The organism is Photorhabdus sp. RW14-46 (assembly GCF_963887965.1).
Lineage (GTDB): Bacteria > Pseudomonadota > Gammaproteobacteria > Enterobacterales > Enterobacteriaceae > Photorhabdus > Photorhabdus laumondii.
The window spans coordinates 1-15,835 of record NZ_CAWPHH010000019.1 but is presented as its reverse complement, the minus strand read 5'-3'; the positions used below and the strand labels follow the sequence as shown (position 1 = coordinate 15,835).

The 15,835-nt window shown below is 40.0% G+C and carries 11 protein-coding genes and 1 pseudogene; 10 read left to right on the top strand and 2 right to left on the bottom strand.

What is annotated here, in order from left to right:
* The first annotated feature begins 48 nt into the window (after positions 1-48).
* From lsrR to AACQ38_RS15105, 10 genes are all read left to right on the top strand, one after another.
* Positions 49-1,050 carry a transcriptional regulator LsrR gene (lsrR, locus tag AACQ38_RS15150; RefSeq protein WP_173362512.1) on the top strand — a complete coding sequence of 334 codons (1,002 nt, stop codon included), beginning with the start codon at positions 49-51 and terminating at the stop codon, positions 1,048-1,050.
* Between the two features lie 215 nt (positions 1,051-1,265).
* A complete protein-coding gene (gene lsrK / locus AACQ38_RS15145) occupies positions 1,266-2,858 on the top strand; it encodes an autoinducer-2 kinase (RefSeq protein ID WP_011147352.1) in 1,593 nt (530 codons plus the stop codon).
* A 568-nt stretch (positions 2,859-3,426) separates the two neighbouring features.
* Positions 3,427-5,079: a thiamine pyrophosphate-binding protein gene (locus AACQ38_RS15140; RefSeq protein ID WP_165578494.1), complete on the top strand. Its 1,653-nt coding sequence runs from the start codon at positions 3,427-3,429 to the stop codon at positions 5,077-5,079.
* A 47-nt stretch (positions 5,080-5,126) separates the two neighbouring features.
* The gene (locus AACQ38_RS15135; RefSeq protein ID WP_207631880.1) at positions 5,127-6,593 is read left to right on the top strand and encodes a nucleotidyltransferase domain-containing protein; all 1,467 of its coding nucleotides are present in this window, start codon (positions 5,127-5,129) and stop codon (positions 6,591-6,593) included.
* Positions 6,594-6,754: 161 nt separating this feature from the next.
* Entirely contained in the window at positions 6,755-7,966 is a 1,212-nt protein-coding gene (locus tag AACQ38_RS15130) for a citrate/2-methylcitrate synthase (protein WP_011147350.1), read from the top strand.
* On the top strand, positions 7,963-9,327 hold the full coding sequence (locus tag AACQ38_RS15125; RefSeq protein ID WP_011147349.1) for a Gfo/Idh/MocA family oxidoreductase: 1,365 nt from the start codon (positions 7,963-7,965) through the stop codon (positions 9,325-9,327). The genes AACQ38_RS15130 and AACQ38_RS15125 overlap by 4 nt, the downstream gene beginning before the upstream one ends.
* A 24-nt stretch (positions 9,328-9,351) precedes the next feature.
* Complete coding sequence (locus tag AACQ38_RS15120) at positions 9,352-10,518, top strand: MFS transporter (RefSeq protein ID WP_011147348.1); 1,167 nt, start codon at positions 9,352-9,354, stop codon at positions 10,516-10,518.
* Positions 10,511-12,121: an AMP-binding protein gene (locus AACQ38_RS15115; protein WP_011147347.1), complete on the top strand. Its 1,611-nt coding sequence runs from the start codon at positions 10,511-10,513 to the stop codon at positions 12,119-12,121. The genes AACQ38_RS15120 and AACQ38_RS15115 overlap by 8 nt, the downstream gene beginning before the upstream one ends.
* Positions 12,122-12,430: 309 nt before the next feature.
* Positions 12,431-13,753 (top strand): MFS transporter, encoded by a 1,323-nt coding sequence (locus AACQ38_RS15110; RefSeq protein ID WP_011147346.1) that lies wholly within the window; start codon positions 12,431-12,433, stop codon positions 13,751-13,753.
* Between the two features lie 644 nt (positions 13,754-14,397).
* Positions 14,398-14,640 (top strand): hypothetical protein, encoded by a 243-nt coding sequence (locus tag AACQ38_RS15105; protein ID WP_125026243.1) that lies wholly within the window; start codon positions 14,398-14,400, stop codon positions 14,638-14,640.
* 212 nt (positions 14,641-14,852) lie between these two features.
* Here the strand turns inward: AACQ38_RS15105 and AACQ38_RS15100 are convergent.
* Positions 14,853-15,113, bottom strand: a pseudogene (locus tag AACQ38_RS15100) (ISNCY family transposase); the annotation flags it as partial.
* 117 nt (positions 15,114-15,230) lie between these two features.
* Positions 15,231-15,835: Rpn family recombination-promoting nuclease/putative transposase (locus AACQ38_RS15095; RefSeq protein WP_165578493.1), on the bottom strand; the 605-nt coding region annotated here is incomplete at its 5' end.

Sequence of the window (15,835 nt, the reverse complement as noted above, 5' to 3'; positions counted from 1 at the left end):
TATACGTTTTAATGGTTATCTGTTGAGTGCGGATAAAAGAAAGTGGTTATGTCGATAAAATCAGTGAAAGAAAAATCAGCTAAAGAGAAAAATATACCGTCTGAGGACGCCAGTCCGGGTAATAGCATGAGTGAAGAAGAGCTACTTGCGCGTATTGCATGGTTTTACTATCACGATGGCCTGACACAAGGTGACATCGGCGATTTGCTTGGTTTGAGCCGGTTAAAAGTCTCCAGATTACTGGAGAAAGGGCGGCAATCAGGCGTCATTCGGGTACAAATTAACTCTCGTTACGAGGGGTGTTTGGCGCTGGAAGATACCCTGCAAAAACATTTCTCTTTGAAACAGGTGCGCGTTTTGCCTGCACTGGCGAATATGAATCTTAGTGCCAGATTAGGGGTTGGTGCGGCACATTTGCTGATGGCATTGATTGAACCGCAGCAATTATTGGCCGTGGGATTTGGTGAAACCACCATGTGCGCATTGCAACATTTAAGTGGTTTTATCTCATCACAACAAATTAGGTTAGTCACACTATCTGGAGGTGTCGGTCCTTATATGACCGGTATTGGTCAACTGGATGCCGCCTGTTCAATCAATATTATCCCTGCCCCATTACGTGCTTCCACTGCTCAGGTTGCTGAAACATTTCGTCAGGAGAGCAGCGTCCGAGATGTTTTGCTAGCGGCTTGTGCGGCTGATATTGCTATCGTTGGTATTGGTGCAGTTAATCAGCAACAGCAGGCGACAATTATGCGTTCTGGTTATATCAGTGGTGGTGAACAGCTAATGTTTGGTCGGAAAGGCGCTGTGGGCGATATCCTTGGTTATTTTATGCGCGCTGATGGTGAACTGGTGGAGGATATGCAGATTCATCAGGAGCTGATTGGTATCTCCATGCCAGAACTGAAAACCATCCCGACAGTGATTGGTGTTGCGGGAGGGGAAGAGAAAGCGGAAGCCATTATTGCTGCGCTGAATGGTCAATATATCAATGGGCTGGTGACGGAAGAACAGACTGCCAGAGTCATGCTGAATTTGCTGCGTTAAACCCTATATTTATTCTATCCGTGAAAGTAAGCAGAAAAAATTTGAGGTAAAGCTATACCCAATGGATTTCAAGAGGGATCGCGGCGGCAAGGGAGCGAATCCCCGGGAGCATAGGTAACGATGTGACCGGGGTGAGTGAGTGCAGCCAACAAAGAGGCAACTTGAAAGATGACGGGTATATAAATTCAAAAAGTAATTGAACTGAGGATAGCATCATGAATCAACGCCGTAGTGCTAATCCATCGGGAAAATATCTGATGGCGCTTGATGCAGGAACAGGGAGTGTTCGTGCAGTGATATTTGATCTTGAAGGAAATCAGATTGCCGCAGGGCAGGCTGAATGGATACATCAGCCTGTACCTGATGTACCGGGTTCAATGGAGTTTGATTTAGCGACGAACTGGCAGCTTGTTTGCCAATGTATCCGTCAGGCGCTGAAAACCGCACAATTGCCTGCCAGTGCTATTCAGGGAGTGGCTTCTTGCTCTATGCGGGAAGGTATCGTGCTTTATAACCGCAATGGTGAGCCGATCTGGGCTTGTGCTAATGTGGATGCGCGTTCCAGCCAAGAAGTGAGTGAATTGAAGGCGTTGTATGACAGCACTTTTGAATATGATGTGTATCGGTGTTCAGGGCAAACATTAGCGTTGGGTGCAATGCCTCGTCTGTTATGGCTTGCTCATCATCGCCCGGATATCTATCATCAGGCGACGGCCTTAACCATGATCAGCGACTGGCTGGCAAATATGCTCAGTGGTGAGTTGGCAGTCGATCCCTCCAATGCCGGTACGACAGGCATGCTGGATCTGGTAAGCCGTGATTGGCGTCCCGATCTCCTTGAGATGGCAGGATTGCGTTCTGATATTCTCTCGCCGGTAAAAGAGACGGGAACCTTGTTAGGTTACGTCACGGAGAAAGCCGCTGTTCAATGTGGACTGAATATTGGCACACCGGTCATTATGGGCGGTGGTGATGTACAGCTCGGCTGTCTTGGTTTAGGTGTGGTCAAACCTGCCCAGACCGCCGTTATTGGTGGCACATTTTGGCAGCAGGTTGTCAATCTGCCTGAACCGGTCACTGACCCAAATATGAATACACGGATAAATCCTCATGTTATTCCCGGCATGGTTCAGGCGGAGTCGATTAGTTTCTTTACTGGCTTAACCATGCGTTGGTTTAGGGATGCATTTTGCGCGGAAGAAAAGCTGTTGGCGGAGCGTCTTGGCGTTGATACTTATAGCTTACTGGAAGATATGGCGGCCAGAGTTCCGGCGGGCGCTTACGGTGTCATACCCATTTTCTCTGATGTGATGCGGTTTAAAGCTTGGTATCACGCAGCACCTTCCTTTATTAACCTTTCCATTGATCCTGAGAAATGCAATAAAGCGACTCTATTTCGTGCATTGGAAGAGAATGCCGCGATTGTCTCGGCCTGTAACTTGGATCTGATTTCTGCTTTTTCCGCAGTGAAACCGGATTCACTGGTATTCGCGGGTGGTGGTTCAAAAGGAAAATTATGGAGTCAGATTTTATCTGATGTGACAGGGTTGCCGGTTCGGGTGCCGATGGTTAAAGAATCGACCGCTTTGGGGTGTGCCATTGCTGCCGGAGTGGGGGTTGGGCTTTATGATGCAATGGGGGCGACGGGGGAAAAATTGGTGCGTTGGCAACATGAATATCAGCCAAATCCTGAACATTGTGAAGTGTATCAGAAGGCTAAACAGGACTGGCAGGCGATATACGCCGATCAATTAACGTTGGTCGATCATGGTTTGACAACTTCATTATGGAAGGCACCGGGATTATAGCTTGCAATGAGTTAATCTGCCGTATTGCTGGGTGCGCTCGTGCTGATAGGCGACTTGTGCACCAAGTATTCCCTTAATTTTTTAATTAATTTTGCATGGATTGATGGTAATGGTTACTTGTCTCATGAAACCGTACTATTGTTTGGTTTTATTCAACTAAGAATGAATAGACATGTAGGAACAAAGACTTAAGTCTAGATTCTTGCTTATTAATCAGGTTGTAAAAATCGGATTAGGTTCTTTTTTAAACTATCTACTATTTTGAAAATTTGCCTTGTTGCTATTTACTATTGTGACGATAATCAAATTAGTTTTCTTGACTGATATAAATAATTAAACTACTTTTTAATAGCTACCCTGTATAAGCTAATTCAAAAAAATCGATTTAGCAGTTATCACGATATTTATGTAGTTAAGTTCCTTGTATGAGCTGGATCACACAAAAAGCCTTTTTAGAGCTGAAGATTAATATTGGCATAGTCTGTACATATTAAAAATATCTGAATTTTTAATAAACATTCATGAATGTTGCTTTATAAATTAAACTCTAAACACAAAGGACGACCACATGAAACTTGATGAACTATTTCTGCGTGCGCTTGCGCGCCAAGGTGTAACCAAATGCTTCGGTATTGTAGGCGGTGAAGCAGAGGCTATTAGATTTGCAAATCAAATTGGTATCGAATTCTTCCTTACAAGACATGAATTTACAGCTGGCATTATGGCTGATGTTTTAGGAAGATTTACAGGAAAACCGCAAATGTGCTGGTCTACTTTTGGTCCCGGCCTTACCAATATAGCGACAGGAGTATGTTCAGGAATATTAGATCGTTCTCCTATGATAGTAGCATCAGCTCAAATACCAAATGAACAGGCTAAGTACAACTTAACTCATCAATGTATTGATAATGTAAGTTTTATGAAGCCAATTACAAAGGTAAGTTTCCAGATCGAAGGTATTAAAGACATTCGACAAAAAATCCCTTCCGCAATAAAGGTATCTATTGATAAATTACCTGGCCCAGTTTATATGAGTATACCTATAGATGTCCTTAAGCAGGAAATCTCTGCTCAAGAAGCTGCTAATATTCTTGAAGGATTGCAAATACCAAAAAGAACGGAACCTGCGGCACCTGTAGTGGCTAATTTGGAAAAAGTAGCTAGCTTGGTAAATAATTCACGTTATCCAATGATCATCATTGGTAACCAGGTACTACGGGAACAAGCTCAAAATGAAGTAAGACTCTTTGCAGAGCAGCTCAATGTTCCAATAATATGTTCTTTGGCTGCAAAAGGTGCAATATCTGAAAAACATCGTTTATTTTTAACCGCAGCTAATAAATATCTTGATGGAGTATATCGTCGGCCAATACTATCAGACCTTTTCGACGATGTTGATCTTCTTATTTTAATCGGTTACGACTTTGGGGAAGATCTAAAACCATCTTTGTGGGGCTGTAATAAGGATACTATTGTAATAAATAGTTTCGATATTCCGATGGAAGAAGTTTTTCAGCCAAAAGTGAATTGTTTAGGCAATATTGAGCAGTCATTGCGTTATCTCAGGAATGTTTGTACTGTGAGGAACCAAGGTTTCTCTGAAAAACATAAAGAGCTTAAAGAGATCTTCGATGAGCGAAAAGCAATTAGTGTTAAGCCTGGAACGACTGATATTCCTAGGATTATGAAGGTAATCAGCAACTATTTGGGGGATAGTGGTATTCTATGCAGTGATGTCGGTTTGCACAAACAGTACGCTGGTTTATTAGCCCGTACTCATATGCCTAATAGATTCATCTGTTCCAACGTGTGTGGAAGTTTTGGTTTCGGCCTTCCCGCAGCGTTAGCCGCGAAGCTTTGTAATCCCTCAGAAAAAGTTGTAGCCATTTGTGGCGATGGCGGTTTTCATTCTACAAGTCAAGACTTGGAAACAGCTGTTAGATACAAATTGCCAGTTATCATCATAGTACTGTCAGATTCTTGTTTCGGTTTAATAAAGTATTATCAAGGCTTACATAGTGAAGAACCGGTAAAAGGCATGACAGAGCTAGGGCCGGTTCAATTTCATTTATTGGCGAATGCTAACGGAATGAAATCTGTTTTACTCAAGAATCCAGAAGAACTTCCGAAAGTCTTGGAACAGGCATATCTTCTTAATGAACCGTTTTTAATTGAGATCCCTGTTGCTTACGACTATAACCTATTAAAGCATGTAGCTTGATTCGATGCATGATTTATGGATTTGATATACTTATAGAGTAAATTTATATGGACGCAAGAACTGACTATTTTATTCAGTCCGCATTAGAAGTTTTTGGAGAGAATCTCCTTGGTATTGTGGAAACTGATTCATATCTCCGTCAACCCGATTATTCTTCTCGGTGTGTGAGGCATTTCTACGTGATTTTACCTGATAATTTCGTCACAGGTTGCATTACATCGCTAAGATACCTTCAGGCGGAGTTTTTTGAGTTTACCCTAAATTATCTTACGATTAATGAGTTGTCATATTATCCGCCTCATTGTATGTGGCAATTTACTAAGAATCCTTGGCTCTTACGGTCGGAAAAAATAAGTGATGTGGTACTCCCTAATATCAAAGGAAATCTTGATATATATAGACAAGCAGTTTTTAGCGTTGCTCATATTGCACGTCTTTACTACCTCAGAAACTTGACGCCAAAGACTCACGTTTGGGGAGTACGCCAGCTTGGTTGGGCAATGCGTTACGCCGAATTGGGGCTATATCGTTTGCTCGAATCGGAGGAACTATCTTGTATTCACAAAAATAGTGCATATGTTTTGAAAATACCAACAGAAGATCTTAATTGGCTGGTCACTTGCAATACATCTTGGCAAAAGTTTGAAAAAGAACTTTTATCCAATATTAATATTTTTCGTGATGCAGCGGCACGGTTAAGTGGAATCGCGGAGTACTATTCGACGTTGTTGCAGCACTTTTACCCGGAGACACGTATTGTTTCAGCACAGGGTAAAGTAGACGATCTTCTTTCATTACAACCGATTATTGATCAAGTGATTATTCTTTTAAGGCAGTTTATTGGAGATAGATTATTAGCCTTTTATCTCCACGGTAGTGCTGCCCGAGGTGATATGAGAAGTGGTTCAGATATAGACTCTATTGTTATCGTGGATAAGGTCGATACAGTTATCCTTGAAGCAATTCGCTCAACACAATCTAGGTTCAAGGATTTATCCATCTCTGTATATAGTGAATCGAATGTTCACCAGTATCCTAGTTTCAGAGCATATGCGCTCATTAATGGAACTAAGCGTGTCTATGGGGATCTTGCTTTAGAAATGAAACCGTCATTGAAAAGCGATATATATGGCATTATTAATAATTTATTTACTATAAGGCAAATAGCTCGTTCTTATCTGATTTCTGGTACATATGGACATCGAGCACATTATATGCTTGGGCTGATGATGAAACTTACCGATCACGGTTGCTTACGCCCTTTGCAAATCCTAAAAAGTGGTTTCTATCCAACAAAGAAAACTCAGGTTTTGGAATATTACAGAGACAACGAAATTCTCACCGACATTATTAAATATACGCAAAACCTAAAAGAAAGTGAGAATACGCTGAAGCAAAAATTGCTTATTGGAAGTCGAGCGGAATTAGAAAATTTATTCTATTCATTACTTGACGCATGTGAAATAGTGGCAGAGAAATTACATATGGTACAGGTCGAGAAGTCAATTTTATAGACGGAATGATGTTAGTTCTTTTAGCTAAACATATTACGATGAGTAAGATATTGATTCGTATCCAAACATCGTCATTAGCTAGTGTAATAATTTGATTATTGTAATCCTATTTAAATCAATGTGTCAGTTTAATGAACATATATTATGAAGAGGAATAGAGCATGACATCGAAAATTTTGGCAAGATCAATTAACGAATTTTTTGAAGTACAACAATTGTCAGACCAAACTATTCTCAAGCCAAATCGAAAAATAAAGATGAAGATACTCGATGAAGGTTTAATGCAAACAGCCATCTGTAGAAGTAATATAGGTCGAATCGATGAAAAAGAGTTGAAGCTTGAGTACCGAGGCCATAATGTCCGAGACCTAGCAAATAACTATTCTTTTAGTGATGTTGTGTATCTTCTGATTACAGGAAAACTAAATTCAGAAGGAAGTGAAGAGTTTTTAGATATGCTCCATAACAATTACCTATCAGCACTCAAGCATATTGAAAAGTTAACACCAGTAATATTCGATACTACTCCCACTGATTTCCTCACAATTGCAGTTTTATCTTCGCAGGGTAAATGGCTTTCTGACTGTTCTGTAAAAACAAAGGACGAACGTTTGATAATTACTGCATCTATTTTGGCAGCAATAGCTGCCGCAATTGCTATATATGCTCAGAAATATGCTATATCCGAACCTGTATTTAAAACTTTTTTCGGTACTAAGCATCGATTCTTTGCAAGCTTTTTAGCAACATGTTTTGGCCAACAGTGTGACGATGTAGCAGAAGAAATGTTAAACAAGTTTTTAATTCTTCATGCAGAACATGGGCTGAACTGCTCAACTGCAACCGTTAGAGCTGTAGCGAGTTCCGGTGCAGATCCATTTAATGCTGTAGCTGCGGGTATTTGCGCATTCAGCGGTCCTCTTCATGGCGGAGCGAGTGGGGCAGTTGGTTTAATGATCGATGATATACACGACAATTCTAAAAATATTAGTACTTTTATTGATGAACTAGTAGAAAGAAAGCAACGTCTTATGGGATTTGGTCATCGAATTTACAAACAACCAGACCCACGAGCTTCTTACATGAGCGATATTCTTATCAAACAGAAGGCAAAATTCGATGTTATTTCTTCCTATGTAAATATTTCACAGGAACTTGCATCGGAAGTATCGAAAAGGCCGTATTTTTCGCAACGGGGATTATACCCAAATCCGGATCTATTTAATGGGTTGCTACTTCGTAGAGCTGGTTTCAAGTCGCACATGAATACTGCTCTCCTTTGCTTTAGTCGTGCTGCTGGTTGGTTGGCTCATTACTATGACAGTATTGACAGTAAAGCGCCAATTCTGCGACCACAGGAGCTATATTTATGAAAAAAAAGCATAAACCAGTACGGAAACTAATCGTATTTGGATGTGGTCCTCACTTTTTAAATAGATATTTAGATGTTCTATTGGAGTACCGCGATACCATTGAGGTTATGCTTATAGTTGACTTGAAATGCCGAGAAATGAAAATTCGCTGTGCATTAAATGAGAAGGGATTAAAGCCCAGAGCATACTTATTTCTTGATGAAAAATACAGAAATTATCCAGATTCAGACGAAATTTACAGGTTACTTTCTGCAATTCCAGAAGTCTATCAGGCTGATGCTGTTATAGTGAGCACTGAACCAAAAGCTCATAAAGTATATGCTCTATGGGCAGCCGAAAATGGACTGAACGTGTTCATGGATAAACCAATAACCGCCCCTTATTCGTCAAACGCGGAAAATTTAATGGTAGATTTTGCAGAACTATTGACTGCTTCGAGAAAAACCAACAGTAGATTTGTAATCAGTTGTGAACGTCGAATGCAATTTGGATATAGATATGTGGAAAAGTTTCTAACTGAATTCATGAGCTCATTCCAAATACCTATCACATCAATGCATGTTCATTTTGGTGGCGGGTGGTGGGTAATTCCATCGGAAATGCTCAATTTGGAAAACCATCCACTTAAATACGGTTATGGAGTATTATTTTATTCTGGGTATCATTATTTAGATCTGGTTGCTCGCTTTGCACTCTACAATAAAAAAATACAGGATATAGACCTCCTGAAACCACATGTCAAAACAATGGTAGTCCGCCCAAATGCGCTAGCGGAAGCTCTACCATTTACGACTTATTCACATGCCCTTAAGGAAGAGGATAAAAATCAAGATCAAATTGCACATCAATTGTCGGACTATGGTGAGTTAGACTTCTCAGTAATAGGAAATTATTCCAAAGGTATTCAACATCGAATGTTTTTCAGCATGGATCTGATAGAAACAACCTTAACTGGCAGGATAATGCCGAATAGTATTCCAAGCGATGGACGAATACGACAGGAAATCGTAAATATTCATCTAGGGCATTTCTGCTCAATTAGCATCGTATCGAATTCTTTTCGGAAACTGACAGAAGGTGACACGATACCGGAAGATTTTAATATAACTATTGCTACCCATCCAATGTTTACCCGGAGGGGAGAACAAACTGTGTTACGAATCAACCGCAAAGATCTATCACAGTTAAACCCAAGCCTCCCTCTATGCGCGGGCTTGAATGTCCACGCAAGAAAAGAGCAGCTTCGCGATTTTTTAAGTGGTGGAGATGCGAACTCAGAGTTATCAACTCACGAAAATTCAGTTGCATTGCTTGCTGCGGTTTATGAACAGGTCTCTAAGACAAACACAGTTCCTCAATAGTTCAAGTAGAGTAGAGGCCGAGTTATGAACGGAAAATTAGATCTGCTACCTTTTACTACATTTGTTCGAGGTTTCCTTTTTTGGGCCGCAGCTACTGCGGCCGTGGGTTATATACCTTTGTTTGTAGAAACAACGGATTTTTCCACAACACAAGCAGCCGTCTTCCTATCGGGAACTGCTATTGGAAGAATGGTATTCCAGCCTATTATGGGGCAATTTATCTCACCTAAAAATTGTTTACAGATATATACCGGTGCATTAATTGGACTTATGTCTTGTAGCATCTGTTTATTCCTTTTTAGCAACCCTGTTAGTTTACTATTGTGTTCCAGACTGCTGGAAGGGGCTTTTTTTTCAGGATTCATTATCTCTTGGCGAACGCAGCTTAATAGATTTTCCCAATCTCCGAATTTTGAGTCGGTGAATGATAGCTATGTTATTTCCCAAAATGCTGGGCGTTTAGCGGGTCCAATGGCAGGTGGGATTATCGTTGCGAAGTTTGACCTTTATAGTGTTTTCTTATTCTCAGCAATTCTGTATTCCTTGTGTCTGATAATATTGCCCCAAAAAACTGCTATTACATCTACTGACAATCATAGTCGTGAACATATTCGGATAACGTTAGCTCAACTCCTTAGTCGTAATTGGAGGTTACTTCTGGTTCACCATCTGGAATTTATGTGTCTTGGTTTATGGTTAGCCTCATGGCCTATCTTTGCTGTATACGCTAGTGGATTCAATCCAATAGAGGTTGGCTATTCGTTTGCTGTTGCGGCTGCGGGAGGTTTTTTTGTTTTACCACTGCGTAAGCTGTTACGAAAAATAGCTTTAAAGGCACGATTCGTCATCTCTCTTATACTTTTGTTTTTGCAACCGAGCGGTGCTCTTTTGATATCAGCTCACTTAGGCTTTTGGGTAATGTTACTATTGGGTGGTCTTGGCAGTACCATTTATTTCACTGCCTTTCATCAGTTTATATCGAAGACTTATCCTGTTGAACAAATACCTGCAATTTATGGATTCTTAGGAACAAGTACTTTCTTAGCTCAAGCAGTCGGCCAAGCTGTAACACCATATGCTCAGCAATTTGGTGGAGTTGATGCACCAATTATTATCGACGCTATATTGCTTCTTATCATGATATCAATCGCTTTTAGCATATATAAAAAAGGGAGTGAGAAATATGACTGATTCTAATTTTTTCTTAAGTGAATATGATGGTGTCGCGCTTTCGCCTATTTCATTTCTAAGACGAGCAATACTGAGTAATGGAGATGATATTGCTGTCATAGATGGAGAATGTCATTGGACTTGGAGCCAATATGCATCTCGGTGTGAAAGGCTTGCAATAGCTTTGAAAAAAATGGGCGTTTGTAAAGAAACAGTTGTGTCCGCGCTTCTACCCAATATACACGAGCTTCTTGAATTACATTTTGCGGTTCCAATGGCAGGCGGTATCTTGAATGCGCTCAGTACCCGAACGGACTCAAATACTTTAAATTTTATATTTAAAAAACTTAATCCTAAGGTATTGTTTATTGATAGAACCTTTATTTCACTGTTGGATGATGTTTCTCTAGACAAACAAGTAAAGATCATCGTTATTGATGTGGATGGCGCAGTCATTTCAGAATCAATTTCTGACCGGGAATTTATTCAATATGAATCGCTGATAACTACGCATAAATCGGGAGAGTTGTCTTTTTCTCTACGAGATGAACAAGAGGCGATCAGCATAAATGTAACTTCAGGAACAAGTGGACAACCTAAACTTATTGTCTATTCTCACCGTGGCGTGTTTCTTAATTCTATTTCTAATGTTCTGGATTGGGATATACCAAAACGACCGACGTTCTTATGGACGTTACCAATGTTTCACTGTAATGGGTGGTGTTTTCCGTGGGCTATCACTGCTCGGGGAGGTACACACATCTGTATGCGCAAGTTTGACGCAGAAGAAGCGATATTGCTAATGCAGAAGCATAAGGTAACACACTATTGTGGAGCGCCTATTGTCCATTGCGCATTAGGTACTATTGCGCGGAAACAAGGGCTGCATTTTAAGGAGAAAATTCATGGATTAGTCGCAGGTGCGCCGCCTACAGAGATGATGTTTTCTCTATTAGATTCCATTGGAATAGCAGTAACACAAGTCTATGGTATGACTGAGACATATGGCCCGGTCGTTGTGTGTGAAGAGAAGAGCGATTGGGAGAAGCTCTCTAAATCCGTAAGAATATCCAAGAGGATGCGTCAAGGCATTGTCTCAAATTTACAAGGTCAAGTTTGTGTTATTGAGGAAAATACGGGATTACAGGTGCCTTTTGATGGAAAGACTGTTGGTGAGCTCGTAATTCGTGGAAATATGGTTGCATCTTATGATCCAGATCGGCATGTGACTCTTGATGCAGCAAGTCAATGGCTTTTCACAGGGGATCTGGCTGTCGTTGAAAATGATGGCTATGTCAGAATTGTAGATAGAAAGAGAGATATTATTATTTCTGGTGGTGAGAATATTTCTAGTCTGGAATTGGAAAATATACTGTCAAACTATCCCGGTGTTTTAGCTGCCGCCGTTGTAGCAAAGCCAGATTCACATTGGGGTGAAGTACCGTATGCATTTATAGAGCTCGAAGAAACTTCATCAGTTACAGAGTATGAATTGGACAATTATATTTGTACGGTAATGGCGCGCTATAAGCGCCCTAAAGGTTATACTTTTTTAACTTTACCCAGAAACGCAAGTGGAAAAATCATAAAAGGGCAATTGAGACAATTGATTAGGAATTCCTGAGATCTCAAGAGTGGGATAGGTTTTTAGAATCACATGTCTTTCATTGTTATTAATGCAGATTTTTATCTGTGAATTCAGAGAACAGAGATTTTAAATTAAAGAGATGATTATTAGTCAATGGAAATATTTCAGGGGAATGTTCTAAAGTGAAAATAATAACGTCAATTATGTTTTTCATGATGATAATATGGATATTAATAAAATTAACGCAGGAAACATTGAAAATAAATTTTCTTTACATCTATTATTAAACTGATAATTTATCTTTATAGTTAAGAGGAGTGAATTTTATGACATTGGTGATTCAAGATGAATAGCACTAAAACAGTCAGTATCCAACATGTTATTAATAATCAAAAATTCTCGAAAGTTCAATGGCAAGTATTAATTTTATGTTTCTTAATTGTTGTTATTGATGGTTTTGACACGGTATTAATGGGGTATATTGCACCAGCCGTGGTTAATGATTTTAAAGTAGAAGGTGCTATTCTTGGGCCGGCTATGAGCGCCGCTCTTGTTGGGTTATCATTGGGTTCGATTTTTGCCGGTCCACTTGCGGATCGGTTCGGTCGAAAGTCAGTGTTGACAATATCTGTCACTGTTTTTGGCCTGCTTAGTCTTGCTACCGCTATTGCCGATTCAATACAGACATTAACTATTTTGCGTTTTTTGACTGGGTTAGGTCTTGGTGCGGCAATGTCAAATGCAATAACTTTAATATCTGAATATGCTCCAGAGAATCGGCGATCTTTGTTAATAAATATCGTTTTTTGTGGTTTTCCTCTTGGTGCAGCGGTGGGTGGGATAATTTCTGCATGGATTATTCCACATTTTGGTTGGCAAGGGGTTTTGATTTTAGGGGGTATTCTGCCGTTATTTCTATCGCTATTTCTCTTTTCTCTATTACCTGAATCACTTAGGTATTTGGTTTCGAAAGGGGGGGCAGAAGGTAATATAAGACGAATTTTGTCTAAAATGACCGGTAATACTTTAAATGATATAAATAAGTTTACCTTTGATGGAGAAGAAATTATACATAAGTCGTCAATTAAAACGGTTTTATCTAATCGATTCTTAATTGGGACGGCAATGTTATGGATAACCTATTGCATGGGAGCATTGGTTTTTTATGTTCTGACAAGTTGGATGCCGTTTTTAATGAACGATGTTGGTTTCAGTGTTAGCATGGCGGCAACATTGACAGCATTATTTCCTTTAGGAGGCGTAATAAGCACGGTTTTTTCCGGTTGGTTAATGGATCGAATTAATCCTCATAAAGTAGTTGCAACTAATTATGCCCTGGCTGGTATTTTGGTCTTTTTTATTGGTCAGGAAGAAAATGTATTATTATTGAGTATTCTTATATTTCTTGCCGGGATAACGATGAATGGCGCTCAGGCGTCGATGGGATCAATCTCTGCACAATTTTATCCGACTCATTGTAGGGCTACGGGAGTTGCCTGGATGTTAGGATTTGGAAGATTTGGTGGGATTTTCGGTACTTTATTTGGCGCAGAATTGATCAGGCTTGAATTAAGTTATAGCACTATTTTTGCCATTTTATCCATTCCAGCTATTATAGCCGCTTTATCTTTAACATTTAAGGATGTGAGTTATAGAAGGCATAAATAGATGATTTTATAAGAATAATAGGTGGTTAATATATTCTAAATGATTAATCTTGAATAATTGAAATATGAGGGGATACTTTGCTGTTAATTAATTGGTAAAGAATGTTTGATACTATGTTGGATTGTAAATTTTAATATCTATGTTGTTTTTAAAATAATATCAATCATAAATTTTAAATTAATTTCGCTATTGGTTTTTATGATTTTAATAAATAATTGAATATAGGTATTTAGTTATAAATATATACCCAATGGATTTCAAGATGCATCGCGGCGGCAAGGGAACGAATCCCCGGGAGCATAGATAACGATGTGACCGGGGTGAGCGAGTGCAGCCAACAAAGAAGCAACTTGAAGGATAACGGGTATAAATAGGATTTCATAATACCGATACAGTTAGTCTATTTGATTGATATCTGAATAGTGCAAATTTGATGCTTGATAGACCGTACTAACTCATAACTCTGCTATGTATGTCCTTGCTACACAAGGAGTTGTACGAAGTGGAGTACTATTTTGGAATAGTTATTTATTTACAACAACTATTCAATGAATGCCATTCATTTAAATGAGTTTTTAACTTGTATTCGCATAATAATAACCACTTTATCAAAATATTGATTACCGCCAGATAATATTTTAAGAATGAAGTCAAATGACTTACCCATCACCAAATTGAAATTATCAATAGCTCATCATCCAATATATAGCTTTTCTGGTCAACCCTCAGCCCATTCCATTTCTGAATGGGATCTGGGTCAACAGCAGGGTATTCGGCAAGCTCTCATCAATAAAATAACCGCCGATCTCATCAATAAAGGGTGTCATGAATTCTGTTCAGATGCCAAAATCAGTAATAAACGGTCACATCAGGCGCATGAACATTGAAGTTTCGAATCATTTGTTTCTGCAAACAACTCACCTAACCGCGTTCCCCATATTCTTAGGGTGTCATTTCGCCCCCTATAAAGTTGCTTCAGTCTGACCGGTTCCAGCTTCGCCGGGCAAACGTAAAAGTGCCTTGTATAGCCATTACCTGGAATAAGAACAAAAATGCCGATCTTAAATATCGGCATTTTGCTGTAAAAGAGAAGATGAATTTAATGCTTTAACATTTCAATTTTATCCCGGCTCAGCCCGGTACTGGTGACAATAATATCCAAACTCACGCCATGCCGTAATAAGGCACGAGCCGTTTCCAGTTTACCTTCCGCTCGGCCTTCCTCTCGGCCTTGCACAATACCCTGCTCAATACCTTGTTCAATACCTTGCTTGATACCTCGCTCAAGCCCTTTTTGTTCAAGCTGTTCTGCAATAGTCATCAACATCGTTTCATGCTCCGGAGATTGCTGTTTCAGTCTGACCGGTTTCAGCTTCGCCGGGCAAACGTAAAAGTGCCTTGTATAGCCATTACCTGGAATAAGAACAAAAATGCCGATCTTAAATATCGGCATTTTGCTGTAAAAGAGAAGATGAATTTAATGCTTTAACATTTCAATTTTATCCCGGCTCAGCCCGGTACTGGTGACAATAATATCCAAACTCACGCCATGCCGTAATAAGGCACGAGCCGTTTCCAGTTTACCTTCCGCTCGGCCTTCCTCTCGGCCTTGCACAATACCCTGCTCAATACCTTGTTCAATACCTTGTTCAATACCTTGTTCAATACCTTGCTTGATACCTCGCTCAAGCCCTTTTTGTTCAAGCTGTTCTGCAATAGTCATCAACATCGTTTCATGCTCCGGAGATTGTTCAATCAGTTGATGGACAAATTGTGAGAGATCCGGCGTATGTCCATTCAGTAAAATATAGCGTAACACCACATTGCGCTGCTCAGTTGTATTATACCCCGCATTCAAGAGTTCCACCAATTGGAGGAGCCATTCCTGCATATCCCGACAGCGAATATGTTTTTGCACCAGCTCCATCAGGGCTACCCCTTTATGCGTCAGGATTTCTTCATCGCTGAGCACACTGACGTCCACCAACGGAAACGCCTGACGGTATAAGCGAGCCGCCTGTTCGGGGAGCGTGAAACAATCCAGCCACCGGTTTGAGTAAGGATAAGGGCGAATCTCACCAT